The organism is Stenotrophomonas sp. YJH_SMC_54 (genome assembly GCF_059368435.1).
The window spans coordinates 45,086-70,824 of the sequence record NZ_JCAFRS010000001.1 but is presented as its reverse complement, the minus strand read 5'-3'; the positions used below and the strand labels follow the sequence as shown (position 1 = coordinate 70,824).

The 25,739-nt window shown below is 67.4% G+C and carries 19 protein-coding genes; 10 read left to right on the top strand and 9 right to left on the bottom strand.

Annotated elements, in window-relative coordinates; genetic code table 11:
- Window positions 1-102: 102 nt before the first annotated feature.
- The 5 genes from AC5P5S_RS00365 to ppx all read left to right on the top strand — a co-directional run bounded on the left by AC5P5S_RS00365 (window position 103) and on the right by ppx (window position 7,895).
- A complete protein-coding gene (locus AC5P5S_RS00365) occupies window positions 103-1,749 on the top strand; it encodes a M48 family metalloprotease (protein ID WP_062607701.1) in 1,647 nt (548 codons plus the stop codon).
- Between the two features lie 116 nt (window positions 1,750-1,865).
- A complete protein-coding gene (gene phoB, locus AC5P5S_RS00360) occupies window positions 1,866-2,555 on the top strand; it encodes a phosphate regulon transcriptional regulator PhoB (protein WP_005408258.1) in 690 nt (229 codons plus the stop codon).
- Window positions 2,556-2,661: 106 nt separating this feature from the next.
- Window positions 2,662-3,993, top strand: coding sequence for a phosphate regulon sensor histidine kinase PhoR (gene phoR, locus AC5P5S_RS00355; protein WP_005412369.1), 1,332 nt, complete (start codon window positions 2,662-2,664; stop codon window positions 3,991-3,993).
- A 4-nt stretch (window positions 3,994-3,997) separates the two neighbouring features.
- Window positions 3,998-6,085: a polyphosphate kinase 1 gene (ppk1, locus tag AC5P5S_RS00350; protein WP_005408256.1), complete on the top strand. Its 2,088-nt coding sequence runs from the start codon at window positions 3,998-4,000 to the stop codon at window positions 6,083-6,085.
- A gap of 283 nt (window positions 6,086-6,368) precedes the next feature.
- Window positions 6,369-7,895, top strand: a complete 1,527-nt coding sequence (gene ppx / locus AC5P5S_RS00345; protein ID WP_062607703.1) for an exopolyphosphatase — start codon at window positions 6,369-6,371, stop codon at window positions 7,893-7,895.
- Between the two features lie 77 nt (window positions 7,896-7,972).
- Here the strand turns inward: ppx and AC5P5S_RS00340 are convergent, their stop codons facing one another.
- Window positions 7,973-8,146: a hypothetical protein gene (locus tag AC5P5S_RS00340; protein WP_005408254.1), complete on the bottom strand. Its 174-nt coding sequence runs from the start codon at window positions 8,144-8,146 to the stop codon at window positions 7,973-7,975.
- 143 nt (window positions 8,147-8,289) lie between these two features.
- Between AC5P5S_RS00340 and AC5P5S_RS00335 the strand changes: the two genes are divergently transcribed.
- From AC5P5S_RS00335 to lpxH, 4 genes are all read left to right on the top strand, one after another.
- Window positions 8,290-11,214 carry a TonB-dependent receptor plug domain-containing protein gene (locus AC5P5S_RS00335; protein ID WP_087803471.1) on the top strand — a complete coding sequence of 975 codons (2,925 nt, stop codon included), beginning with the start codon at window positions 8,290-8,292 and terminating at the stop codon, window positions 11,212-11,214.
- Between the two features lie 142 nt (window positions 11,215-11,356).
- Window positions 11,357-12,502, top strand: a complete 1,146-nt coding sequence (locus AC5P5S_RS00330; protein WP_062607707.1) for a glycosyltransferase family 4 protein — start codon at window positions 11,357-11,359, stop codon at window positions 12,500-12,502.
- Window positions 12,483-13,022, top strand: coding sequence for a phosphatase PAP2 family protein (locus AC5P5S_RS00325; protein WP_062607709.1), 540 nt, complete (start codon window positions 12,483-12,485; stop codon window positions 13,020-13,022). The genes AC5P5S_RS00330 and AC5P5S_RS00325 overlap by 20 nt, the downstream gene beginning before the upstream one ends.
- A gap of 94 nt (window positions 13,023-13,116) precedes the next feature.
- Window positions 13,117-13,863, top strand: coding sequence for a UDP-2,3-diacylglucosamine diphosphatase (gene lpxH, locus AC5P5S_RS00320; protein WP_012479257.1), 747 nt, complete (start codon window positions 13,117-13,119; stop codon window positions 13,861-13,863).
- An 87-nt stretch (window positions 13,864-13,950) separates the two neighbouring features.
- Here lpxH and AC5P5S_RS00315 read toward each other — a convergent pair whose 3' ends face one another.
- Window positions 13,951-15,204: a zinc-dependent metalloprotease gene (locus AC5P5S_RS00315; RefSeq protein WP_043033738.1), complete on the bottom strand. Its 1,254-nt coding sequence runs from the start codon at window positions 15,202-15,204 to the stop codon at window positions 13,951-13,953.
- 225 nt (window positions 15,205-15,429) lie between these two features.
- On the opposite strand from AC5P5S_RS00315, the gene AC5P5S_RS00310 reads away from it, so the two are divergent.
- Window positions 15,430-16,887, top strand: a complete 1,458-nt coding sequence (locus AC5P5S_RS00310; RefSeq protein ID WP_060380638.1) for a T6SS phospholipase effector Tle1-like catalytic domain-containing protein — start codon at window positions 15,430-15,432, stop codon at window positions 16,885-16,887.
- Between the two features lie 68 nt (window positions 16,888-16,955).
- Here the strand turns inward: AC5P5S_RS00310 and AC5P5S_RS00305 are convergent, their stop codons facing one another.
- From AC5P5S_RS00305 to AC5P5S_RS00275, 7 genes are all read right to left on the bottom strand, one after another.
- Window positions 16,956-17,780, bottom strand: coding sequence for a ferritin-like domain-containing protein (locus AC5P5S_RS00305; protein WP_062607711.1), 825 nt, complete (start codon window positions 17,778-17,780; stop codon window positions 16,956-16,958).
- Between the two features lie 9 nt (window positions 17,781-17,789).
- Window positions 17,790-19,256: an amidophosphoribosyltransferase gene (gene purF / locus AC5P5S_RS00300; protein WP_005408246.1), complete on the bottom strand. Its 1,467-nt coding sequence runs from the start codon at window positions 19,254-19,256 to the stop codon at window positions 17,790-17,792.
- Between the two features lie 30 nt (window positions 19,257-19,286).
- On the bottom strand, window positions 19,287-20,066 hold the full coding sequence (locus AC5P5S_RS00295) for a CvpA family protein (RefSeq protein ID WP_012479253.1): 780 nt from the start codon (window positions 20,064-20,066) through the stop codon (window positions 19,287-19,289).
- 46 nt (window positions 20,067-20,112) lie between these two features.
- Window positions 20,113-21,156, bottom strand: a complete 1,044-nt coding sequence (locus tag AC5P5S_RS00290) for an SPOR domain-containing protein (RefSeq protein ID WP_005408244.1) — start codon at window positions 21,154-21,156, stop codon at window positions 20,113-20,115.
- A gap of 81 nt (window positions 21,157-21,237) precedes the next feature.
- Window positions 21,238-22,509 (bottom strand): bifunctional tetrahydrofolate synthase/dihydrofolate synthase, encoded by a 1,272-nt coding sequence (gene folC / locus AC5P5S_RS00285; RefSeq protein WP_059033280.1) that lies wholly within the window; start codon window positions 22,507-22,509, stop codon window positions 21,238-21,240.
- Between the two features lie 40 nt (window positions 22,510-22,549).
- Window positions 22,550-23,194 carry a histidine phosphatase family protein gene (locus AC5P5S_RS00280; RefSeq protein ID WP_012479251.1) on the bottom strand — a complete coding sequence of 215 codons (645 nt, stop codon included), beginning with the start codon at window positions 23,192-23,194 and terminating at the stop codon, window positions 22,550-22,552.
- Window positions 23,195-23,385: 191 nt separating this feature from the next.
- Window positions 23,386-25,548: a S46 family peptidase gene (locus AC5P5S_RS00275; RefSeq protein WP_005412359.1), complete on the bottom strand. Its 2,163-nt coding sequence runs from the start codon at window positions 25,546-25,548 to the stop codon at window positions 23,386-23,388.
- Window positions 25,549-25,739 lie beyond the last annotated feature (191 nt).

Sequence of the window (25,739 nt, the reverse complement as noted above, 5' to 3'; positions counted from 1 at the left end):
GGTGCGCTGGAAATTCCACGCCACCGCCGCAACACTGTGGGTTAACGAATGGTTGCCCCCTGCCCTGCCACGCTTGGCGCGCCCTGCCCGAGGACCTTCCGCTTGCGAGCCCTGCTGCTGACTACCGCCGTTACCCTGGCCCTGGCCATGCCGCTGGCCCAGGCCCAGGAGAAGCTGCCCGACATCGGCTCCTCGGCCGGCGAGCTGCTGACCCCGGCGCGCCAGGCCGAGTACGGCGCGATGATGCTGCGCGAGCTGCGCAACTATGGCTACCTGCTGGATGACCCGCTGGTCAACGACTGGCTGCAGACCATGGGCACCCGGCTTGGCTCCAACAGCGACCAGCCGCGCCAGCCCTACACGTTCTTCGTGATGAAGGACCGCCAGATCAACGCCTTCGCCACGCTGGGCGGCTATATCGGGGTCAATGCCGGCCTGGTGCTGACCGCCGAGCGCGAGGACGAGGTGGCTGCAGTGCTGTCGCACGAAATCGCCCATGTCACCCAGCAGCACGTGCTGCGCGGGGTCGAACGCGCCCAGCGCGACCAGATCCCGATCCTGCTCGGCATGCTGGCGGCGGTGGTCGCCGCGCAGGCCAGCAACAGCACCTCCTCCGGCAACGCGACGATGGCCGCGATCAGCTCCGGCATGGGCCTGATGCAGCAGCGGCAGATCAACTACACCCGCTCCAACGAATCGGAAGCCGACCGCCTCGGCATCCGTACCCTGTCTCGCAGCGGCTATGACGTGGATGCCATGGCCGGCTTCTTCGAGCGCATGTCGGCGGCGATGCGCGGCAACGAGGGCGGCTACAGCGTGCCCGAGTTCCTGCGCACCCACCCGGTCAACATCACCCGCATCAGCGAGGCCAAGGCCCGCGCCGAGCAGATGAAGAAGGACACGGTGCTGCTGACCACCAGCACCCCCAGCGGCGAACGCAAGGAGCGGGTGAATCCGACCGACCCGGGCCTGGCCGAGCCGCTGCTGCGCGGAAACAACCCCTTGCTGCCCAGCAGCGTGCTGCGCGTTCCGGTCGGCCAGCTGGCCCGTGGCGCCAGCGGCGACTTCGAGTGGGCACGCGAGCGCCTGCGCGTGCTGAGCGCCGATTCCACCGCCGAGCTGGAGCGCGAATACGCTGACATGGCCAAGCGGCAGAAAGACGGTCTCAACGACGCCCAGCGCTATGGCCAGGCCCTAGCGGTCATGCGCGGCGGCCGCAGCGGTGCCACGCAGGCCCGGCAGACCCTGGCCAGCCTGCTGCAGACCCGCCCGGACAACCTGTGGCTGGCACTGGGGCTGGGCGAGGCCGAATCGCGTGCCGGGCTGGGCGCGCAGGCCAACACCCGTTTCGAGCAGCTGCTGCGCGAGCACCCCAACAGCCGGCCCGTGGCCCTGACCTACGCCGAGATCCTGAACGAACAGGGCACCCGCGAGGCGGGCCAGCGCGCGCAGGCCATGCTGCGGCCCCTGCTGTCGCAAAGTGGTAACGATCCGGTCTTCCAGCAGCGATACGCCCGCGCCAGCGAGCTGGCCGGTGACAGCGTGCGCGCCAGCGAGGCCTATGCCGAGGCCGCCTTCCTCAGCGGCCGCCCGGAGCAATCGCTGATGCAGCTGCAGGCTCTCAAGCGCAACCCGGCGCTGGACTACGTGGGCCGGGCGCGGGTGGATGCGCGCATCGAGGCGATCACCCCTACCGTGCTGGAGCTGCGCCGCCAGGGCGTGCAGGACCCGGACCTGGACCGCCGCTGAGTGCTGCGTGACCGGTCGATGGCAATCCCGAGCGGTTCCGGCCAGGTAGTCACAAACATGTCATCAAACCGTAGTCTACTGGCACCACTCCAGTAACCGAGCCCTACGGTGTCCTCGTGCAGAAACGCATCCTGATCGTCGATGACGAGCCCGCGATCCGTGAAATGGTCGCCTTCGCCCTGCGCAAGGGCGATTACGAGCCGGTCCACGCCGGCGATGCCCGTGAGGCCCAGACCGCCATCGCCGATCGCGTCCCCGACCTGATCCTGCTGGACTGGATGCTGCCCGGCACCAGCGGCCTGGACCTGGCCCGCCGCTGGCGCAAGGAAACGCTGACCCGCGAAGTGCCGATCATCATGCTGACCGCCCGCGGTGAAGAGAACGACCGCGTAGGTGGCCTTGAAGCCGGCGTCGACGACTATGTGGTCAAGCCGTTCTCGGCGCGCGAACTGCTGGCCCGCATCCGTGCGGTCATGCGCCGCGCCCGCGAGGACGACGAGGACGGCAGCGTGGCCGTCGGCCCGATCCGCATCGACGGCGCCGCCCATCGCGTGTTCGCCAACGACCAGCCGGTGCCGATCGGCCCGACCGAGTACCGCCTGCTGCACTTCTTCATGACCCACCCCGAGCGCGTCTACACCCGCGCCCAGCTGCTGGACCATGTGTGGGGCGGCAGCGTGTACGTGGAGGAGCGCACCATCGACGTGCACATCCGCCGCCTGCGCAAGACGCTGGAACCGTTCAACGCCGAGAACATGGTGCAGACCGTGCGCGGCGCCGGCTACCGCTTCTCCACCGCGACCTGAGTCTCGTCGTGCCGACGCCGCGCACCCGCGGGTGCCGGCGCCGGCAACTCTGCTATAACCCTCGGTTCACCCCAGTGAACCGCCGCACTTCAACGACGAGATCGCAATGCCCCGCCACATCCGCTCTGCCTGGTTGAAGACCCTGGCCACCGTTGCCGCGGTACTGCTGTTCTCCGGACTGGTGGGGTGGTTCACGGGTCACCTGTGGCTGTGCATCGCACTGGGCGCGCTGGCCACCCTGGCCTGGCATTACTGGCGGCTGCGCAGCGTGCTGCGCCGGCTGACCGCGCGCCAGCGCTGGGACACCGCCGAGGAAGGCACCGGCGTCTGGAACGAGCTGGACCGCCTGCTGTACCGCAACCAGGTGGAAATGCGCGTTCGCAAGCGCCGCCTGCTCGACATGCTGCGCAGCTACCGCGCCGCTGCCGCCGCGCTGCCCGATGCCGTGGTGGTGCTGGACCGCAACAGCCAGCGCGTGCAGTGGTTCAACGAGGCGGCCACCGCCCTGCTTGGCCTGCATCATCCGGGCGACCTCGGCGAGGCGCTGGTCGAACGCCTGCAGCCGATGCCGCTGGCGCACTGGCTGGCCGGCGGCCGCAACGCCGAGCCGATCCTGGACGTGCCCTCACCGGTCGATCCTGCGATCCGCCTGAACCTGCGACTGATTCCGTATTCTTCGGACTACTGGCTGCTGATCGCCCGCGACGTCAGCAAGCTGCTGCGCCTGGAACAGGTGCGCCGCGACTTCGTCGCCAACGTTTCACACGAACTGCGCACGCCGCTCACCGTGGTCCACGGTTACCTGGACATGATGGACCCGGAGGATTTCCCGGGCACCGGTCCGATGCTGGAAGAAATGCGCAAGCAGAGCCAGCGCATGGCCCAGCTGGTGGAAGACCTGCTGACCCTGTCGCGGCTGGAATCGCAGGAGCACAGCGAGGAAGAGACCGTCGCCATGCAGCCGATGCTGGCCACACTACGCCGCGAGGCCGAAGCGCACAGCCAGGGCCGCCACCAGATCAGCATCGACGATCTGGCCGGCGTCGACCTGCAGGGTTCCACCAAGGAGCTGCACAGCGCCTTTTCCAACCTGGTCACCAATGCGGTGCGCTATACGCCGGCCGGTGGCCGCATCGCCGTGGAGTTCCGCCGTGAAGGCGATGGCGCGGTGCTGGCGGTGCGCGATTCCGGTTACGGCATCCCGGCTTCCCACCTGCCACGCCTGACCGAACGTTTCTACCGTGTCTCCAGCAGCCGCTCCCGCGAAAGCGGTGGTACCGGCCTGGGCCTGTCCATCGTCAAGCACATCCTCGGCCTGCACCACGCGCGGCTGGAGATTGAAAGCGAGGTCGGCAAGGGCTCGGTGTTTTCCTGCCATTTCGATGCCGACCACGTGCGCCCGCGCGAGTCCGCCCCCCTGACTTCCATCGAAGAATGACGCCATGAGCAGCCTCGGATCCCTCCCCCTCCCCGTGAGCCCGGACAACGATCCGTTGCGCGACCCGGCGCTCTACATCAACCGCGAGCTGTCGCAGCTGGATTTCAACTTCCGCGTGCTGGCGCAGGCGATGGATCCGCAGGTGCCGCTGCTGGAGCGCCTGCGCTTCATGTGCATCTCCTGCACCAACCTGGACGAGTTCTTCGAGATCCGCGCCGCCGCCGTCCGCCACGCGCAGGAATTCGGCCTGCCACCGGCACCGGACGGGATGAGCCCGCAGGCGATCCTCAACGCCATCCACGACCGCGCGGCACAACTGGTCGACCAGCAGTACCGCTGCTGGAACGAGACGCTGCGCCCGGCGCTGATGGAGGCCGGCATCGGCGTGCTCGGCCGCCACTCCTGGACCGATCGGCAGAGGCGCTGGCTGCGTGCCTATTTCCGCAACGAGATCATGCCGGTGCTGTCGCCGCTGGGCCTGGACCCGGTGCACCCGTTCCCGAAGATCCTCAACAAGTCGCTGAACATCGTGGTGGTGCTGAAGGGTACCGATGCGTTCGGCCGCGCCGGCCATCTGGCCATCGTGCGTGCGCCGCGCTCGCTGCCGCGCATCATCCAGCTGCCGGAGAAGCTCGGCGGGTCGCAGAATTTCGTGTTCCTGTCATCGGTGCTGTCCACCTTCGTCGATGAGCTGTTCCCGGGCATGGAAGTCCAGGGGGCCTACCAGTTCCGCGTCACCCGCAATTCCGAGCTGGTGGTGGACGAGGAGGAGGTGGAAAACCTGGCGCTGGCACTGCGCGACGAACTGGTCGATCGCGGCTACCGGCCGGCGGTGCGGCTGGAAATCGCGCAGGACATGCCGCGCGAGATCGTGCGCACCCTGCTGCAGAACTTCGGCCTGACCGAGAACGCGGTGTACCGCATCGACGGCCCGGTCAACCTCAACCGCATCATCCAGTTGTACGACCTGATCGCACAGCCGGACCTGAAGTACCCGCCAATGACCCCGCGCACGCTGCGCGACAGCGACGGCATCTTCGAGACCGCGGCGCGCCAGGACCTGCTGCTGCACCACCCGTTCGATGCTTTCACCGCGGTGCTGGACCTGATCCGGCAGGCGGCGATCGACCCCAACGTGCTGGCGATCAAGCAGACCCTGTACCGCACCGGCAAGGATTCGCTGATTGTCGATGCGCTGATCCAGGCTGCGCGCAACGGCAAGGACGTGACCGTGGTCGTTGAACTGCGCGCACGCTTCGACGAAGAGGCAAACCTGGGCCTGGCCGATCGCCTGCAGGAAGCCGGCGTGCAGGTGGTGTACGGCGTGGTCGGCTACAAGACCCACGCCAAGATGCTGCTGATCGTGCGCCGCGAGGGCCGCAAGCTGCGCCGCTATGTACACCTGGGCACCGGCAACTACCACAGCGGCACCGCCCGCGCGTACACCGACATCAGCCTGATCACCGCCGATGCGGACATCGGCAACGACGTGCACCTGCTGTTCCAGCAGCTGTCCGGGCTGGCCTCGAAGATGAAGCTCAAGCGCCTGCTGCAGTCGCCCTTCACCCTGCACACCGGCATCCTCGGTCGCATCGAGCGCGAAACGCGCATCGCCGCCGCCGGCCGCCCCGCGCGGATCATCGCCAAGATGAACGCGTTGAACGAACCGCAGGTGGTGCGCGCGCTGTACGCCGCCTCGCAGGCCGGCGTGCAGATCGACCTGATCATCCGCGGCGCCTGCACCCTGCGCCCGGGTGTGCCGGGCATCTCGGACAACATCCGCGTGCGCTCGATCGTTGGCCGCTTCCTGGAGCACAGCCGCGTCTACTGGTTCGGCAACGACGGCGCACCGGAGATGTACTGCGCCAGCGCCGACTGGCTGGAGCGCAACCTGCTGCGCCGGGTCGAGACCTGCTTCCCGATCCTCGACCCGGAGCTGGCCAAGCGGGTCTACCGCGAGGTGCTGCAGAACTACCTGGACGACAACCTCAACGCCTGGGAACTGGATGCCGACGGCATCTACCACAAGCGTGCCCCGGCCCACGACGAAGCCCCGCATTCCGCGCAGATGGCATTGATGCAGGGCCTCTGACCCGGTGTGTCGACCAAGGTCGACACCTACCAAGAGCAGTAGGCACCGATTTTGGGCGGGATAGGATCAGTGCCGACCAACGGTCGGCACCCACCATCAGATCGCAGAAATCTGTCAAAGGCGGGGTGGGTCCGCCAACCCACGGATACCCCGCTTTTGATGTTGACGTTGACGTTGACGTTGCCTCTGCGGGTGCAGGGCGCAGCCCTGCCGCACTCCCCTCTTCCAAAATGTGAAGGCCGCGCGGTGACGAGCACACCGCCCCTTCGGCTAACATTCGCCCATGCCGCATACCACTACGACTCCGCCCGCATTGCAGGATGGCGACCTGCTGGCCGCCATCGACCTTGGCTCCAATAGTTTCCACATGGTCATCGCGCGCTACACGCTCGGCCAGCTGCGGGTGATCGACCGGCTGCGCGAGACCGTGCGCATGGCCGATGGCCTGGATGGCAAAGGTGGGCTCTCTTCCGCCGCACGGCAGCGCGCGCTGGAATGCCTGGCCCGCTTCGGCCAGCGCATCCGCAATGTGCCGCCGCACCGGGTACGCGCGCTGGCCACCAACACCGTACGCCAGCTGCGCTCGCCGCAGTCGTTCCTGGTCCCGGCCGAAACCGCGCTGGGGCATGCCATCGAAGTGGTCAGTGGCCGCGAAGAAGCGCGCCTGATCTACCTCGGCGTGGCCCACGCGCAACCGCCCAAGCCTGGCCAGCGCCGGCTGGTCATCGACATCGGCGGCGGCTCCACCGAATTCATCATCGGCATGGGCATGCAGACCCTGGAGCGTGAAAGCCTGCAGGCCGGCTGCATCGCCAGCACCCGCCGCTTCTTCCCCGGCGGCAAGCTGAGCAAGAAGCGCTGGAAGGACGCGCTGGCCGAGATCGGCCGCGAGTTCCAGCCCTTTGCCAGCAAGTACCGCGCACTGGGCTGGCAGGAAGCGCTCGGATCTTCGGGCACGCACAAGGCAATCAGCGAGATCTGCGCGACGATGAAGCTGAGCAAGGGCGCGATCACCGCCGAGGCCCTGCCCCAGCTGCGCGACGAGCTGCTGAAGGCCAAGAAGATCGACGACATCCAGTTGCCGGGCCTGTCCAGCGACCGCCGCCCGATCATCGCCGGCGGCATCCTGGTGCTGGAGGCCGCCTTCCAGGCCCTGGGCCTGCAGAAGCTGCTGGTCAGCAAGGCGGCGATGCGCGAAGGCATCCTGTACGACATCGTCGGCCGTGCCGGTGAGAACGACCTGCGCGACGAATCGGTGGTCGCGCTCAGCCAGCGCTACGGCATCGACACGGTACAGGCCGACCGCGTGCAGGACACCGCGCTGTCGCTGCTGGAGCAGGTGCAGGAGCGCTGGAAACTCGATGCCGACGACGCACGCATGCTCGGCTGGGCCGCGCGCCTGCACGAGCTGGGCCTGATGATTGCCCACAGCGGCTACCACGTGCATGGCAGCTACGTGCTGGAACACTCGGACATCGCCGGCTTCTCGCGGCAGGAGCAGCAGATGCTGGCCGCACTGGTACGCAGCCATCGCCGCAGCGTGACCAAGACCGCGTTCGACGCCCTGCCCGAGCGCCTGCTGCTGACCGCACGCCGGTTGGCCGCCCTGCTGCGCCTGGCGGTACTGCTCAACCGCGCCCACGAGGACGATCCGCTGCCGGCATTGGAATTGACCGCGGACGACAACCGCCTGTCGCTGATCGTGCCGCAGGCCTTCATCGATGCGCGCCCGCTGCTCCGCGCCGACCTGATCGGCGAGACCGACGGCATCGCCGGGCTGGGCATCCAGTTCCGGCCGTTCGTGGCCTGATCCCTACGGCCAGGGCGGCACGTCATGACGCGTCGCCATAGGCCTCTTCCGCGCGTGTTCGACAAGCTGTTGAAGCTTTACGACCCCGGCCCTTCGGAGCCGTGGTCTTTTCTGTTTCCGCGCAGGTTGTCGCTGCCTGCAATTGCCATGACGCTTTCGGTCCAGAGTCGGGGCGAGGGTGCATCGTCCATCGCTCCGCCGTCGATCAGATCAATCGATTGATTCACTTCCGGTTTGTGCGGAAGCGTCATGCCGCTCCATGGCGATTTCGTCCTTTCCCCATACCTCTCCCTCTCCTCCTTCACTAGGTTCGAACAACCACCGCCTGCGGTGGCGTTGGCGCGGCCCGCTTGGCTGCGCACCGAAGACTTCGAAGACTGAGAGAGAGACACCCATGACCATCCGTATTCCCGCACTGGGGCTGGCGATCCGTCGTGCGCTTGCAATCACGGCGACCACAACCCTGGCCGTTCCAGCGCTCGCGCAGCAGGCACCGGAAGCCACCACGCTGGACCGCATCGAAATCACCGGCTCACGCATCCGCCAGGTCGACCTGGAAACCGCACAGCCGGTGCTGACCGTCAGCCGCGCCGACATCGAGCGACAGGGCTTCAACTCCGTTGCCGACATCCTGCAGAACCTGACCGCGACCGGCAGCCCGGCATTGAGCCGCGCCAGCCCGTTGAGCGCCGGCGAAGCCGCCGGCGGCAGCTACGTGAACATGCGTGGCCTCGGTGCCCAGCGCACCCTGGTGCTGGTCAACGGCAAGCGGCTGGGCATGACCACTTCGGGTTTTCAGGACATCTCCAGCATTCCTGCCGCTGCGGTGGAACGCATGGAAGTGCTCAAGGACGGTGCCTCGGCCATCTACGGGTCCGACGCGATGGCCGGCGTGGTGAACATCATCACCCGGCGCAACGTTCAGGGTGTAACCGCCAACGTCTATCACGGCCAATACAGTGAAGGCGACGGTGCCCGTACCCAGTACGACGTGGTTGCCGGCTGGTCCAATGACCGTGCTTCCATCAGCGTTGCTGCCGAGCATGTCGAAGAAAAGGGCGTCTGGGCCAGGGACCGCGGCTTCAGTGCCTATACCTATACCGACGGCCACGCGGATGACGGCTGGACCACGGTCGGCCAGTGGGGTCGCATCACCGGCTTCAAGGGCCCCGGCTGCAGCAACAGCCGGGGCTGCAGCTATTCGCTCGACCGTGGCAGCCAGCCGGGCGGGCCGGACAGCTTCCACCTCAGCGACAACACACCGTTCACCGGCGATGTCAGCAACAGCAACGAGCAGATGCATCTGCAGACGCCGATCAAGCGCGATTCAATCTTCGTCGATGCGCGCGTGGAGCTGAACGACCAGGTCCGTTTCAACACCCAGCTGGCCTACAACCGGCGCACCACCACGCGCCAGATTGCCGGCTATCCCTTCCAGTCCGGCCCAGCCGGCATCACCCCGATGTCGGCCGACAGCTGGTTCAATCCGTTCGGCAGCCATCACGGCTACGACACGCCCAGCGATGTGCACTGGAACCGTCGTACCTGGGAGATTCCTCGCGTCAGCACCAGCGATCTGACCACCTGGCAGGCCGTCGCGGCACTCGAGGGCAACTTCGAATTCGGCGGTCGCGACTTCGACTGGGAAGCGGGTTACCAGTACAACCGCAGTGAGCTGACCCAACGTGCCACCGGCAACCTGCACAAGCAGCGCGTGGCCGATGCCACCGGTCCTTCGTTCTACAACCCGGCAACCGGCAAGGTCGAATGCGGAACGCCAGATGCGCCGATCGCAGGCTGCAAACCCTGGAACCCGCTGGTTCCGTATGGCCAGGACGATCCCTATGGCCTGACCGGCAACACGGAGCTCCAGGATTGGCTGTTCCCGGAAGAACTCACCCGCGGCCGCACCACCACCCGCAACTTGTTCGCCAACCTCAGCGGCAGCCTTGCCAGCCTGCCCGCCGGTGAGCTGGGCTTCGCCGTGGGGGCCGAGAGCCGCCGCGAGGACGGCCGCTTCATCCCTGATGCACTTGCGCAGACCGGTGCCACCACCAACCTGGCGGCAGGCCCCACCGGTGGCGGCTACCGCGTCGACGAGGCCTACCTGGAACTGAGCGTGCCGGTGCTGCGCGAGCTCGCCGGCGCCCGCGAACTGACCCTCAGCGCGGCGACGCGGTACTCGGACTACTCCACCTTCGGCGGAACCCTCAACAGCAAGTTCGGCTTCACCTGGAAGCCGATCGATCAGCTGCTGGTCCGCGGCACCTGGGCACAGGGCTTCCGTGCGCCGACCATCGCCAACCTGTACGGCGGCGGCTCGGAGACGTTCACCACCGGCTTCCGCGATCCCTGCGATACGGTCCATGGCGCAGCCGCGAGCAGTGCCGAGGTCCGCGCGCGCTGTGCTGCCGACATCGCCAACGCCGACACCTACCGCCAGCTCGGCCAGGGCAATGAACCCATCACCGGCAGCAGTGGGCAGACGCCCCTGCCCTTCACCAACGGCTCCAATCCCGACCTGCAGCCGGAAACTTCGACCAGCCGCACTCTGGGCCTGGTCTGGAGCCCGACGTTCGCCGAAGGGCTTCACATCGCACTGGACTGGTGGAAGATCCGCATCGACAACACCATCGTCTCCGACCATCCCAACGACATCCTCCGCGACTGCTACGAGCTGGGTATTGCCGAGCGCTGCAGCAGCTTCACCCGCGACCCGGAGCTGGGCATCGTCAACAAACTCAACTTCGGCAACCGCAACAGCGGCTTCCGCCAGGCAGAAGGCTACGACCTGGAGATCGGCCACAAGGTCGAAACCCGCTGGGGCAGGTTGAGCGCTGACTGGAAGTCCACCTATGTGGTCAACGCCGAAGAGAAGACCACCAACGAAGCCGGCGTACCGGCCATCCCCAGCAATGGCATTGCCACCAACGGCGGCATCGGCTTCCGCGTGCGCTCCAACGCGTCGCTGGGCTGGGAGCATGGCAACCTCGGCCTGACCTGGGGCCTGCGTTACTTCTCCGCCGTCAAGGAACGCTGCCTGGGTGCGGAGGATTATCCGAACGAGTGTTCCCACCCCGACCAGCGCGCGCCGTGGTTCAGCGGTACGCGCGACTACAACCGTCGTGGATCGGTCACCTTCCATGACGTGCAGGCGCGCTACAGCCTGCCGTGGGACGCCACCGTTTCAATCGGCGCCAACAACGTCTTTGGCCGCCAGGGCCCGGCCATGTACAGCCAGCCGAGTGCCAACTTCTCCTACTACGGTGGCTTCGACATCGGCCGTTTCATCTACATGAAATACCAGCAGCGCTTCTGATCCACGCACCACGCACGGTGCCCACCACGGCCCTTCGGGGCCGTGGTGGCGTACGCTTCCGGCCGCGTCATCTGCCGGTCGCAAAGCGGTCACATCGGCTACATCGCCAGGCCCGAGCATGCCGGAAACCCGGAGGCCCGCCATGCGCTATGCCATCGTCACCGAGACCTATCCGCCGGAAGTGAACGGCGTTGCCCTCACCGTGCAGGGGCTGGAGCAGGGACTGCGCAATTCCGGCCATGAGATCGACCTGATCCGGCCCCGCCAGGCCAACGAAGCGCTGGACTCCGCACCGGGCACCCTGTTGGTTCCCGGCGCCGCCCTGCCGCGCTACCCCGGCCTGCGCTTCGGCATGCCGGCACCGATCCGGCTCGGTCGCCATTGGCAGCAGCAACGCCCGGATGCCGTCTATGTCGCCACCGAAGGCCCGCTGGGCTGGTCGGCGGTGCGCACCGCACGGCGCCTCGGCATCCCGGTGGCCAGTGGCTTCCACACCCGCTTCGACGAGTACCTGCCCGACTACGGCGTGGCCTGGTTGCAGGCCGCCGCGATGCGCTGGATGCGCCGCTTCCACAACCAGGCCGATGCAACCCTGGTACCCACCCGCGAACTGCAGCAGTTCCTCGCCGAACAGGGCTTCGAACGCGTGCGCCTGCTGGCGCGCGCGGTCGACAGCCAGCAGTTCGATCCGAACCGTCGTGACCCTGCCCTGCGCGAAGAGTGGGGCGTGGACGGCAACGGCCTGGTGGCGATCTACGTCGGCCGCATCGCCGCGGAGAAGAACCTCGGGCTGGCGGTGAAGGCCTTCCGTCGGTTGCAGCAGATCCGTCCCAGGGCGCGCTTTGTGTGGGTGGGCGATGGCCCTGCCCGCGAAAAGCTGGCGCATGAAAATCCCGATTTCATCTTCTGCGGCATCCAGCGCGGCGATGCGCTTGCACGTCATTTCGCCAGCGGCGATCTGTTCCTGTTCCCCAGCCGCAGCGAGACGTTCGGCAACGTGACCCTTGAAAGCATGGCCAGCGGCGTGGCAACGGTGGCCTTCGACTACGGCGCTGCGCGCGAGTACCTGCGCAATGGCGAGAATGGCGCCGCAGTGGACAACGACGAGCAGTTCATCGACGCGGCCGTGCAACTGGCCGCGGATGACGCGCAGCGCCACGTGCTGGGCAGCAACGCCGCACGCGCCATGAAGCGCCTGCATCCGCAGCAGGTGGTGGCGGAATTCGACGCCCTGCTGGCCGAACTGGCCCAGTCGCGGAGGACCGGCCATGCGCACAACGCGGCTTGAACTGCTGGCCGACCGCGAAGCACGCCTGTGCCGGCGGGCCAACCACTACTGCCGCCGCCGCCGTGTGCGCAGCCTGTTCGCGGTCATCAGCCGGCTCGGTGATGGCGTGTTCTGGTATGTGCTGATGGGCGCCCTGGTGCTGCTTGATGGCTTCGACGGCCTGCGCGCATCGGTGCACATGGCCGCCACCGGCCTGGCCGCGCTGTTGCTGTACAAGGGCCTCAAGCGCTGGACCCGGCGCCCGCGCCCGTATGCCGCCGACCTGCGCATCCGTGCCTGGGTGGCACCGCTGGACGAGTTCAGCTTCCCCTCCGGGCATACCCTGCACGCGGTGTCGTTCACCATCGTGGCGCTGGCCTATTACCCGTGGCTGGCACCACTGCTGGTGCCGTTCACCGCCGGCGTGGCGCTGTCGCGGGTGGTACTCGGCCTGCACTACCCGTCCGATGTGCTGGCCGCCACCGGGATCGCCATCGGGCTGGCCTCGGCCAGCCTGGCCTGGTTACCGTTGCCGGTGTAGCCCCCGGGGCCAGATCCGTTTTCCTTCGGGGAGGGATCTGATCCCCACGATGCCGGCGGCGCTACCGTCATCGTTGATGCCCTAGAATGCCCGCATGACCACGTTGTTCATTTCCGACCTGCACCTGGACCCCAGCCGTCCGGAGATCACCGACCTGTTCCTGCGCTTCCTGCGCGAGCAGGCGCCCGGCGCCGATGCGCTGTACATCCTCGGCGACCTGTTCGAAGCCTGGATCGGTGACGACACTCCCTCGCCCGCCGCCGACGCGGTGGCCGATGCACTGAAGGTGCTGTCCGACAGCGGCGTGCCGGTGTACTTCATCCGCGGCAACCGTGACTTCCTGCTTGGCGAGGACTACGCGCGCCGTGCCGGCCTGCGCATCCTGCCCGACCCGTGCATGATCGACCTCTACGGTCGCCCGGTGCTGCTGCAGCACGGTGACCTGCTGTGCACCGATGACATTCCCTACCAGCAGTTCCGTGCACAGACGCGTGACCCGGCGTTCCAGGCACAGTTCCTGTCACAGCCGCTGGCAGCGCGTATCGCGTTCGCGCAGAAGGCGCGCGAAGCCAGCCAGGCCCGCCAGTCGGAAATGAAGCAGGGTGATCGCGCGCAGTTCGAGACCGTCACCGACGTGGCGCCGTCCGAAGTCGATGCCACGTTCGCGCGCCATGGCGTGGACACCATGATCCATGGCCACACCCACCGCCCGGCGATCCATTCGCTGCAGGCCGGTGGCCGTGCCTGCACCCGCATCGTGCTGGGCGACTGGTACGAGCAGGGTTCGGTGCTGCGCGTGGATGCCGGCGGCTGGTCGCTGGATACGCTCGCGCGCGAATGATGGGTCCGAGGGTGCCAACCAAGGTTGGCATCTACCCGGGCAGATGCACGTGCCCGGGTAGACGCCACCCCTGGTCGGCGCTTGGCCTCAGCGGAAGGCCGCGATGGTGGCCTTGGTATTGACCAGCACGCGCTGGTTGTCGGCGGTACTGGCATTGCCCATCGGGATGCCGTTGTAGCTGATGTTCGGGTTCGACCAGTAGTTCAGGCGCGGGCAGCTGCGGGTGCAGTTGTAGGCCATGATCGTGCGCCAGCCGGTGCCGGTGGACGGTTCATAGCGATAGCCATGGCCATAGGCGTACGGCGAGGTGCTCGAGTCGGTGGCGATGTCATGCCGCGCGCTCTGCAGATGGCCGATCTCGTGCGCGAACGAGTAGTAGCCGGTTGCGCAATCCCAGTACACCGCAGCGAAAGCGGTCGATGCCGTCGAGCCGATGCCCGAGGCCAGGCCGCAGTAGGCACTGTTGTTGATGAGCAGCACGCCGACGTCGGCCGCGGTGGTGTTGCGGCTGGTGTGGATGCTGTCCATGTAGCCGTCGCTGGTGCCACGGAAACGCGACAGGTCGGTGGTGAAGTTGCCGGACTCGCTGTAGTTGGTGGTCTCGTAACCGGCCAGTTGCAGCGTCAGGCCAACGTTGCTGTTGACGTAACCCTGGTTGGACTCGGCCACCGCCAGCTGCACCAGCGACTGCATGTTGCCGCCATAGGCAGTGACCGCCGCATTGGTCGCCACCACCAGCACGCGGATGGTCGCCGGCGTTCCCGACGAGGCCTGCGCGATGCCGATGTGGTCGTTGTCGGCCATCGGGATCTTCGGCAGCTGGTTGTAGTCAGCCGGATGATCGGCTGGCATCCTCGATTCGTCGACCTCGACCAGCACGTGGCGGTTACCCAGTGGACGCAGGCGATAAAGCTTGCCGTCCTTGCGGATCGAACCGGTGATGGTGTCGCCCGAACGTACCAGGATCAACGAATTGCCCGGATCGTCCTGGCCGCTGGAGGTGGCGGCGGTCAACCGGTCGGACGGCGAACGGAACTGGCCGTACCAGATGCTGCCACCATCGGGCAGCGCCTCGACCTTGCTGCGCACCGCCTGCACCCGTTTGCCGAGCAGCTCGAATTCCAGCTGCGGCTGCGCCGTAGCCGCCGCGTCGACACGCACTTCCTGCACCGTCGCCGTGGACGGGGTGGCCAGCAGCTTGCCGAGTGCAGGCTCGCTGTTGGCCGATGCCCGGCTGATGACCGTCACCGGTTCGAACAACGGTGCCGCGTGCGCGGCTGCCGCCACCGACAAACCCAACACCAGGCCACCTGCCGCTTTGCCAATCGATCTGGACAACATTGCGTCGCTCCTTGAATGATGTGAACAGCGTTGATGCAGCACGCCCGGGTTTGCCGGGTTTGGCCATATGGCCTGCGCGGGTCGTGTGAATTCAATAGAAGATGGAAATGAAAATCAGGAACTGTGATCGACCGCATCTGCGTTAAGTAAGGTCAAAAGCGTCACTACACTTCGCCAATACACCGCTTTCGCGCTACCGTGACGCGGCCACGACGGGGAATGCACATGGCACCAGCGAAGGACACGGACGAAGATGTCGGCTTGCTGCGGATCGGCCTGTTCTTCGACGGCACCCGCAACAACGCACACAACCTGGCGCGCGGCCGTCCGCAGGTTCCGCAGCCTCGACCGGCGCAGCTGCGCGCGGACGATGATTCGACCTACCAGAGCCGGCTGACCAGCAGCTACGACAACGGCCTGACCAACATCGCGCGCCTGCAGCAGCTGTATCCGGACAGCCGCCGTGATGCGATGGCCGCTCCCTCGCTGTCGATCTATGTCGAAGGCGTGGGTACCCGCGATGATGCCGACGACGATCTGATCGGGCTGGCCTTCGGCATCGGTGCCAGTGGCGTTCGCGCGAAAGTGCAGCGCGCGCTGCAGGTGCTGCTGCCGGCCGCACTGTCGGGACTATCCGCACGCTGGCAGCGACCGCTGCATGGCGTGCAGCTGGACCTGTTCGGTTATTCACGCGGTGCTGCTGCCGCACGTGACATCGCCAACCAACTGCAGGGCTGGGACAGCGTGCGCTGGCGCCAGCTGCTGCAGGCCGCCGGCCTGTCCTGCACTGCGAACTTCGCCCCGGCCACGCCGGTGCTGCGCTTCATCGGGCTGTTCGACACCGTTGTCGCAGTCAATGGCGGCCGCGCCGATGAGCGGCCGCAGCTGGCCCTGCACAGCGGCATCGCCGGTCGCGTCGTGCAGCTCACTGCACGCGATGAACATCGCCAGCACTATCCGTTGACCAGCGTGGCACCGCCGTTTGCCGAGATCGCCCTACCCGGCGTACACGCCAATATCGGCGGTGGCTACAACCAGCTGGAAGAAGGTCCCAAGCTGCTCAGCCGCCCGCGCCGGCAACAGTTGCGCCGCCCCGCGGTTGCCGACTACCAGGTCCCTCCACTGGCGTTGCTGCGGGCCACCACGGTCTACGCTGAAACGCAGGCCGATGCCGAACGCTGGCGCCAGCAGCTGGGCGTGGGTGAGAAGGAGGTCTGGGTGGATGTCTGGCACCAGTGGCAGCAGCAGCGTCGCGCCGGCAGCCGCAGCGTGCTGTTGTCACCGGTGCTGTATGTGACCGCCGCGGTGGTGCTGCGTCGGCGCATCGACTGGCGTTACCAGCTGATCGCACTGCAGGTGATGCAGCAGCAGGCCATCGACGCCGGCGTGCAATGGACCGCCAATGCCGCCGAGGTTCCTGGCTGGGAGCTGCCGTCCGCCCTGCAGCCGATCGCACGGCGCCTGGTGGCCGGACAGCCGCTGACGCAGACACAGGAGGCGCTGCTGCGCCGGCGTTACCTGATGCAGTCGGCGCACTGGAACTTCGATGCACTGGGCGACACCGCACTGACCTACGCCGCCGATGCCGGCGTCAGCGAACTACCCTACCGGCCGGGTCCCGGCCTGTTCTACATCAACCGGCCGACGGTGGATGGCAAGCGCGTGGTATTGCCGAACGCCTGAAAAAAGGGGACGGAGGGGATTAAGTCGTTTGTGCCACAAACGACTTAATCCCCTCCGTCCCCTTTTCTTCAACCGGCCTGTTCGACCAGGTTGGCGAGCTCATCCGCATCGAAACCGGCCAGCAGGCGCGCTTCCATGTTGAACGGTCCGTGCAGGTAGCCGCCGGCGTACTCCACCAGCAGTTCCTTGAAACGTGCACGCGGTTCGACGCCGGCGCGGTCGCAGTACCAGCGGTACCAGCGCGAACCGGCAGCCACATGTGCCACTTCCTCGCGCAGGATCACTTCCAGCACATCTGCGGTCTCGCCATCGCCGACATTGCGCAGTTTCCCGATCATGCCGGGCGTCACGTCCAGGCCGCGCGCTTCCAGCACGCGCGGCACCAGCGCCATGCGTGCCAGGCCATCGTGCGCGGTCTTTTCGCACATTTCCCACAGGCCGTTGTGCGCGGGGAAGTCGGCGTAGTCGTGGCCATGCACCTGCAGGCGCTCCCGCAGCAGCATGAAGTGCCGCGATTCGTCGTCGGCACAGCTGACCCAGTCGGCATGGAACGCCGGCGGCAGGTCGCGGAAGCGGTACACCGCGTCCCAGGCCAGGTCGATCGCGTTGAGTTCGATATGCGCGATGGCGTGGATGAAGGCAGCCCGTCCTTCCACACCGCCCAGTCCGCGCCGCGGCACTTCGCGCGGGTGCACCAGCGCCAGCTGCGCCGGCCGGCCCGGCATGCGGATCGGCTTTGGCGGTGGCGCGTCGGCAGCCACCTTCAGGCGGCCGGCGCGGAACGCAGCGGCGTAGGCCTGGGTCAGCGCCACCTTGCGCAGCGGGTCGGCTTCGGCCAGGCACTGCTGCGCTGCGCGCAGCAGGTCGCCAGCAACGTCGGGCACGTCAACCACGCCTGGTCCTCAGGCGCGGCGCTTGTGCTTGGCGTCGTCCGACCGCAGCTGCTGGATGCGCTCGAAGTAGCCCGGTTCAATGCCGGTCGGGTAGTGGCCGTTGAAGCAGGACGAATCGAAGTTGCGCAGCGCCGGATTGCCCTCGCTCACTGCCGCTTCCATGTCTTCCAGGTCCTGGTAGATCAGCCAGTCGCAGCCCAGGTGGGCTTCGATCTCTTCCACGGTGCGGTTGTGCGCGACCAGTTCCTCGGCCGCCGGCATGTCGATGCCGTAGATGTTCGGGTAGCGCACCGGCGGCGCGGCGCTGGCCAGGTAGACCTTGCGCGCGCCCGCGTCACGGGCCATCTGCACGATCTGCTGGCTGGTGGTGCCACGCACGATCGAATCGTCCACCAGCAGCACCACGCGGTTGCGGAACTCCAGGTGGATCGGGTTGAGCTTGCGACGCACCGACTTCACGCGTTCGCCCTGCCCCGGCATGATGAAGGTACGGCCGATGTAGCGGTTCTTGATGAAGCCTTCGCGGTACTTCACGCCGAGCACGTTGGAGATCTCAAGCGCAGCGTCGCGCGAGGTATCCGGGATCGGGATGATGGTGTCGATGTCGTGGTCCGGGCGCAGGCGCAGGATCTTCTCGCCCAGCTTGATGCCCATGCGCATGCGCGCCTTGTGCACCGACACGTTGTCGATCATCGAATCCGGGCGTGCGAAATACACGTATTCGAAGATGCACGGGGTGTGCTCGGCCGGCTCGGCGCAGATCTCCGAGAACAGCTCGCCGCGCGCGGTGATCACCAGCGCTTCGCCCGGCTGCACATCGCGCACGCGCTGGAAGCCCAGCACGTCCAGCGCGGCCGACTCGGACGCCACGATGTACTCGTCGCCCTCGGCATGGCTGCGCTTGCCCAGCACCAGCGGACGGATGCCATGCGGGTCGCGGAAGGCGACCAGGCCCAGGCCCAGCACCACGCTGACCACTGCATAGCCACCCTTGCAGCGGCGGTGCACGCCAGCCACCGCGCGGATGGCCGCTTCCGGGCTGAGCTGGCGCTGCTGTTCCAGTTCGTAGGCGAACACGTTCAGCAGCACTTCGCTGTCCGAATCGGTGTTGACGTTGCGGCGGTCCTGTTCGAACACCTGCTGGCGCAGCGCCTCGGTATTGATCAGGTTGCCGTTGTGGGCCAGCGCGATGCCGTACGGCGAATTGACGTAGAACGGCTGCGCCTCGTCCATGCCTTCCGAACCGGCGGTCGGGTAACGCACGTGGGCGATGCCGACGCTGCCTTCCAGGGTGGACATGGTGCGGGCATCGAACACATCGCGGACCAGCCCGGTGGCCTTCTGCACGCGCAGGCGGCTGCCGTTGGCGGTGGCGATGCCCGCCGCGTCCTGGCCACGGTGCTGGAGGACGGTCAAGCCGTCATACAACTGCCCGGCGACGTTCTGGTTGCCGACGATTCCGACGATGCCACACATGGTGCGAGGTCTCCGCTGGGCTGTGCCCAGTTACAAGGAAGGTGGCCGTACCTGGCCGCGGTGGTCGCCGCGCCTGCGGTCGACATTGGCCGGATCGCCCGGCTCGATACTGTCCGGCAGTGCTGGGGCGTCCGGACGCACTTCGGCCGGATCGTAGGAATCGCCCTGTTCCGCTTTCGCAGGCCGCAGCCATCCGCTGCCTGCCACTACCTGGTTGAGGATGCCATTATCGCCTGCCGCGCCCGGCTTTCCCAACCCGGCGCCTGCGTTCTTGCCCAACTCCATCAATGCAGATGGGGACAGCGCGTCGGTCGGCAAGGCCTTGGGCAGCAGATCGGCCCCGGGAACCTCCCAGTGCGGCAGCTTGCTGTTCATCCAGGCAACGGTGGGGTTCAGCAGTGGCCGCACCGCCGAGCGCTGCCAGGAAGGCTCGGCAGTCAGCGGGGTGAAACTGCCCAGCAGCAGCAGGATCGCGGCGATCAGGCCGCCCCGCACGGCGCCCAGCACCCCGCCCAGCAGGCGGTCCAGGCTGGTCAGCATGCTGCGGTGGACCAGGGCCTTGATGACCATGCCGATCACCGCAACCACGATCATCACGCCGATGCCGACCCCCAGGTACCCACCGACGAAGTGTTCGCCACCGGGGGCCGCCGGGGCGGCCCACCAATGTGCGGCGTCATTGCCGAAGGCGAAGGCCGCCCACGCGGCCAGCAGCCACGACAGGGTGCCGATGACGATTCCCACGAAGCCGCGCAGCATCCCCAGCAGGGTGGAGGCGGCGATCACGATCAGCAGCACCACGTCGATCATGGCGCCCCGCTCCTTCGGCGGCGCTGGCAACGAGGCTGCGCGTGGGTCATGGGTGCGGTCGGACCATGCCGGCCACGCCGACCTTGGCGGCAACCTGCGCCTTCAGCTGCTCGGCATCGCCACGGTTGGCCACCGGCCCGACGCGGACGCGATGCAGGGTGCCCTTTTCGGTGCGCACCTGCTCGACAAAAGCGCTGAAGCCGGCGGCGCGGACCTTGTCGCGCAGGGCGTTGGCATCGTTGGCCTGGCCGAACGCGCCCAGCTGCACGGCAAAGCCGACGCCGCTGGCGGCCGGCGCTGCCGGCGTGGCCGGGGCCGTTGCCGGCTTGCTGGCGGTGGCCTCCGGCTTCGGCTCGGGCTTCGGGGTTTCGGGCTTCGGCGCCGGCTTCGGCGGCTCGGGCTTGGCCGCCGGAGTGGTCGTTGCAGTCGGCGTACTCGGCGGCAGGCTTTCACTGCGCACCGGGTTGCTGCTGGCCGACGGCGCGGTGGCGGCGGATGGGGTACTGGCGCTCGGCGTAGCCGGTGCCGGGGTGGCTGCCACCGGGGCGCTGCTGTCCGCTGCGGCATCCAGGGTGATCACTTCGGCCTTCACATCGGCACGGATCTTCACCGCCTGCAGGCGGGCGGCCTCGGCCTGTGCTCGGTCGGCGTACGGCCCCACGCGCACGCGCCATGCCTGGCGGCCGTTGATGGTCGCCGTTTCGGCGAAGCCCGGCAGCTGCGAGCGCTTCAGGTAGGCGATCACCGCATCGGCGTCGGCCTTGCTGCCGTAGGCACCGAAGGTAACCGCATAGTTGCCGGCGGCGACCGTCGGCGAGGTGTCCACGGTCGGCGGAGTGGCCGGCGTGGCGGCGTCCTGCAGCGGCTTGGCCTGCCCGGTCTGCAGGCCGGTGGCACCACCGGCCGGGGCGACCAGGGGCAGCTCACGGGTTTCGAACTGGCCATCGGCCGGTGCATCCGGCGCGGCGATCGGCACATTGGCCACGCCGCTGTCCGGTGCCGGCCCCTTGACCAGCATCGGCAGGAAAATCACAGCCAGTGCCACCAGCACGATGGCACCAATCAGACGCTGTTTCAGAGGCGTATCCACGTGAGGCAGGCAACTGTCCGGAGATTGGCATCGATTATACGGGTGCCGGACCGGACGGCGTCGGCGTTGGCTGAACGCGTATCAGGCATCGCCCTGCAGCCATTGCAGGGCGGCGGCAGCGGTATGGAAGGAGCCGAACACCAGCACGCGGTCACCGCGCTCGGCCTGGGCCAGCACCTGCGCCAGTGCCTGTTCGACGCTGTCAGCCAGCAGCGCCGTGGCGGCGGCGGTGCCGGCCAGGCGTGCCTGCAGCTGGGCGGCGCTCTGCCCGCGCGGGCCTTCCAGCCCGGCCAGGGTCCACTCGCCCACTACGTCCTCCAGCGCCTGCACCACCCCCGCTGCGTCCTTGTCCTGCAGCGCGGCGTACACCGCCAGGGTGCGCCCGGCAGAGACCTCGGCCTTCAGCGCACGCGCCAGCTGGCCCGCCGCCTGCGGGTTGTGGCCGACGTCGACGCGGATCTGCACGCCATCGCGCTCGAACGCCTGCAGCCGGCCGGAAATGCGTGCCGCTGCGACACCGGCGGCCCACGCCGCACGCGGCACCGGCTTGTCCAGCGCGCGCAGCGCGGCGATGGCGGCACCCGCATTGGCCAGCTGGATCGGGCCGGCCAGCGCCGGGGTCGGCAGTTCCATGCGCAGGCCGACATCGCGCCAGCGCCAACGCTGGGCATCGATCGGCTCGTAGAAATAGTCGCTGCCACCACGGATCGCATTGGCGCCAACCAGGTAGGCACGGCGCAGCACGCTCGACGGCGGATCGGTCTCGCCCAGGATCACCGGCTTCCAGCCGCGGATGATGCCGGCCTTCTCGGTCCCGATCGCCTCGCGATCCTCGCCCAGCCACTCGGCATGGTCGATGTCCACGGTAGTGATCACCGCCACGTCGGCGTCCACGATGTTGACCGCATCGAGGCGGCCGCCCAGGCCCACTTCCAGTACCGCCAGGTCCAGCCCGGCGTCGGCGAACAGCTGCAGCGCGGCCAGCGTGCCGTACTCGAAATAGGTCAGCGTGATCTCGCCACGCACGGCTTCGATCGTATTGAACGCGGCGACCAGCGCGGCATCGTCCACGTCCTGGCCGTCGATGCGCACGCGCTCGTTGTAGCGCAGCAGGTGCGGCGAGGTGTAGGCACCGACCTTCCAGCCGGCGGCGCGTGCAATGGCTTCGATGAAAGCCACGGTTGAGCCCTTGCCGTTGGTGCCACCGACCACGATGGTGCGCTTGGCCGGCGCGCCCAGGCCCATCGCCGCGGCCACGGCGCGCACGCGCTCCAGGCCCATGTCGATGCTCGCCGGGTGCTGGCGTTCAATGTAGTCCAGCCAGTCGGCCAGGGTGGTCGGGGTGTTCGTCACGGCAGCGGTTCCAGCAGAAGCAGTTGATGCGGGGGATGGATCAGAGGGCGCGGTGCTTGGCTTCGCCGAAGAACGGCGTGTGGTGGGCGCAGTCGTTCAGGCGCACCACTTCCAGGCTGTCCAGGTCGGGGCCTTCGAGCAGGTTGAGCGTGGTCGGTGCCTGGCGGAAGGTCCACAGGCGGGAAAGCGGCAGGCCCAGCACCTTGCACAGGATCACGCGGTTGACCGCATCGTGCGCTACCACCAGCAGAGTGTCGTGCTCGCCGAGGCCTTCGGTGGCACGCGCCAGGCCGCGCCAACTGCGCTCCAGCACCAGGCGCAGCGATTCGCCGCCGGGCATCAGCACCGTATCCGGCTCCTCGCGCCAGGCCTGCAGGCGCGACGGATCCTTCTCGTGGATCTCGCTGGCGAGCAACCCTTCCCATTCACCGTGGGCGATTTCCTGCAGCTCCGGCTCGGTCAGCAGCATGTCGGCGCGGGCGGCGCCAAGCGCCAGCTGCGCGGTGCGCTGCGCGCGCGACAGCGGCGAGGCGACGGCACGGGTGATGTCCACCGAGGCCAGGCGGGCACCCAGTGCCTGGGCCTGGGCTTCACCGATCGGCGAAAGCGGAATATCGATCTGGCCCTGGTAGCGGCCTTCGGCGTTCCACGGCGTTTCGCCGTGGCGGGCAAGCAGGATGCGCATGCGTGCAAGGGGTCCTGGGGGGAGGAGGTTTCCGCGTTTCGTTCACATCCTGTGAAGTACGCGGAACAGGGATGATACCTGTTCGGCGCACCGGGCCGGGCCGGGCATGAAAAAACCCCGCGACGTGAGTCGCGGGGTTTCGGAAACTCCGGCTGTCTGGTCGAGGTTGCCGGCCAGCGGCCGGCACTACCTCACTTCGCCAGGTTCAGTTCCTTCAGCAGCTGCGGCGCCGGCGCCACTTCCTGCATGATCCACTGCATGTAGCGGCTGTCGACGGCGATCATGCGGGTCATCACCGGGTCGAACACCCAGTTGGAGCTGACCGATTCCCAGTTGCCATCGAAGGCCAGGCCGACCAGCTTGCCGTTGGCGTCCAGCACCGGCGAACCCGAGTTGCCACCGGTGATGTCCAGGTTGGACAGGAAGTTCACCGGCACCGAACCAATGCGCTTGTCTTCCAGGCCGCCGTAACGCTTGGCCTTGACTGCATCAAGCAGCGCCTTCGGCGAATCGAACGGATCCTCACCGGTTTCCTTCGCCGCCACGCCTTCCAGGGTGGTGAACGGGGTGTACTTCACGCCGTCCTTGCCATAGCCCATGACGTTGCCGAAGGTGATGCGCAGCGACAGGTTGGCGTCCGGGTAGACGAACTCACCCTGGCTCTTCTTGTAGTCGGCCACGGCCTGCAGGTACAGCGGGCGCGCGGTCAGCGATTCGCCTTCGCGGATCTTCTTCTGCTCTTCCTGCTTCAGCAGCGCCGGCATGACGGCCACGGCGTACTGGATGGCCGGATCATTGCTGGCCTCAAACGCGGCGCGGTCGGCCTTGAACCATTTCAGGCGTGCATCCAGGCTGCCCAGCTCGGTGCCCGACAGCTTGCCCACCAGCGATTTCACCGCAGCGGCATCGCTGCCGGCCAGCCACTTGTTCAGCACTTCGTTGTCGCGCTGTGCGGCCGGCAGGGCCACGTACTGGTCCAGCCAGTAGGCCTGCAGCTGCTGGTCCATCTTCGCCACGTAGCGGCGGTCCATCTGCTTCAGGCCACCTTCGATGGTGGTCAGGTCGCGTTCCTGGTAACCGGCTTCGCGCTCGGCATCCGGCTTGCTGCGCTCGATCGACAGGCGGTACAGGGTGATCGCCGCGCCAACGGCCGAGGTGTTGTTGAACTGACCGACGAACAGGTCGCGTTCGCGGGTCGACTTGCTGGTATCCAGATGCTTGAGCAGCTGCGCGTGTGCCGCCAGGGCCGGCTTGCCGGCAGCGCCCTGCTTCTTCAGCCACGCCAGCACGGCAGCTTCTTCAGCCTGCTTCTGGCCAGCGGCGTCGATGCGCTTGAAGCCTTCCAGCTGGCCCAGGTAGTTCTTGGCCACGTTGTTCATGCTGGCGGCGGTGGCGGCGTACTTCACCTTGACGTCGGCGTCGGCCTTGCCGGCGTCGGCGATCATCTTCAGCACGGCGTTGTAGTGCTTGGCGATGGTCGGGTAGGTGAAGCTGGCGGTTTCGTTGAATTCACCGGCCAGGGCATAGCGGTTGGTGCGGCCCGGGTAGCCCGCCACCATCACGAAGTCGTCGGCACCCAGCGGCTGGTCGGCGAACTTCAGGAAGTGCTTGGGCTGGTACGGCACGTTGTCGGCGGCGAAGGCGGCCGGCTTGCCGTCCTTGCCGACGTAGGCGCGGTAGAACGAGAAATCGCCGGTGTGGCGCGGCCACATCCAGTTGTCGACGTCGCCGCCGAACTTGCCGACGCTGCCCGGGGGCGCGTAGACCAGGCGCACGTCCTTGATTTCCATGTTGCGGAACAGGCGGTAGGTGTTGCCGCCGGAGAAGCTGTACAGGCGGCAGCGGAAGCCGGCATCGGCTTCACAGGCGGCGACCTGGGCCTTGTCGAAGGCGTCCAGCGCGCGGCTGCGGGCCAGCGGGTCGTTGCCGGCGGCAGCGATGGCGGCCTTGGCCTGGGTGGTGACGTCGGTGATCTGGTCGAGCACGAACACGCGGGCGTTCGGGCCGGCGCTCAGTTCGTCCTTCAGGGTCGGCGCGTTGAAGCCGTCCTTGATCAGGTTCTTCTGCGCGGTCGAATTCAGCTGGATGGCGCCATAAGCGCAGTGGTGGTTGGTGACCACCAGGCCCTGCGGCGAGACGAAGCTGGCGGTGCAGCCGCCGAGGGCGACGACCGCGCCCATCGGGTCGCCGGTCAGGTTGGACAGCTGTTCCGGGGACAGCTTCAGGCCGGCCTTCTGCAGCGGGCCGGCGATTTCCGGCAGCTGCTGCGGCACCCACATGCCTTCAGCGGCATGGGCGACTTGGGCCAGCCCGAGGCTGGCGACGATGGAGAATGCAAGCAGGTTCGAGCGCATGGAGCGGCCCCTGGTAGTGGAACCCTCGATTGTAGCCCGCCGCCCTGCCCCGGCCCGAACCCCGGAAGTCATGGGCCTACTTCTTGCGCTGCCATGCGCACGTCGGCCGCGCACATGGAATGGTCCAGAGGGGGCGTGGTCACCCTGGTCGGGACCGTTGGCGCCATGGGCCGGGCGCATGCGACTGGCGG

Excerpts from the sequence above, each read along its gene's own strand:
- phoR (WP_005412369.1), top strand. The coding sequence starts at position 2,662 with ATGCCCCGCCACATCCGCTCTGCCTGGTTGAAGACCCTGGCCACCGTT.
- ppk1 (WP_005408256.1), top strand. The coding sequence starts at position 3,998 with ATGAGCAGCCTCGGATCCCTCCCCCTCCCCGTGAGCCCGGACAACGAT.
- ppx (WP_062607703.1), top strand. The coding sequence starts at position 6,369 with ATGCCGCATACCACTACGACTCCGCCCGCATTGCAGGATGGCGACCTG.
- AC5P5S_RS00340 (WP_005408254.1), bottom strand. The coding sequence starts at position 8,146 with ATGACGCTTCCGCACAAACCGGAAGTGAATCAATCGATTGATCTGATC.
- AC5P5S_RS00335 (WP_087803471.1), top strand. The coding sequence starts at position 8,290 with ATGACCATCCGTATTCCCGCACTGGGGCTGGCGATCCGTCGTGCGCTT.
- AC5P5S_RS00330 (WP_062607707.1), top strand. The coding sequence starts at position 11,357 with ATGCGCTATGCCATCGTCACCGAGACCTATCCGCCGGAAGTGAACGGC.
- AC5P5S_RS00325 (WP_062607709.1), top strand. The coding sequence starts at position 12,483 with ATGCGCACAACGCGGCTTGAACTGCTGGCCGACCGCGAAGCACGCCTG.
- lpxH (WP_012479257.1), top strand. The coding sequence starts at position 13,117 with ATGACCACGTTGTTCATTTCCGACCTGCACCTGGACCCCAGCCGTCCG.
- AC5P5S_RS00315 (WP_043033738.1), bottom strand. The coding sequence starts at position 15,204 with ATGTTGTCCAGATCGATTGGCAAAGCGGCAGGTGGCCTGGTGTTGGGT.
- AC5P5S_RS00310 (WP_060380638.1), top strand. The coding sequence starts at position 15,430 with ATGGCACCAGCGAAGGACACGGACGAAGATGTCGGCTTGCTGCGGATC.
- purF (WP_005408246.1), bottom strand. The coding sequence starts at position 19,256 with ATGTGTGGCATCGTCGGAATCGTCGGCAACCAGAACGTCGCCGGGCAG.
- AC5P5S_RS00295 (WP_012479253.1), bottom strand. The coding sequence starts at position 20,066 with ATGATCGACGTGGTGCTGCTGATCGTGATCGCCGCCTCCACCCTGCTG.
- AC5P5S_RS00280 (WP_012479251.1), bottom strand. The coding sequence starts at position 23,194 with ATGCGCATCCTGCTTGCCCGCCACGGCGAAACGCCGTGGAACGCCGAA.
- AC5P5S_RS00275 (WP_005412359.1), bottom strand. The coding sequence starts at position 25,548 with ATGCGCTCGAACCTGCTTGCATTCTCCATCGTCGCCAGCCTCGGGCTG.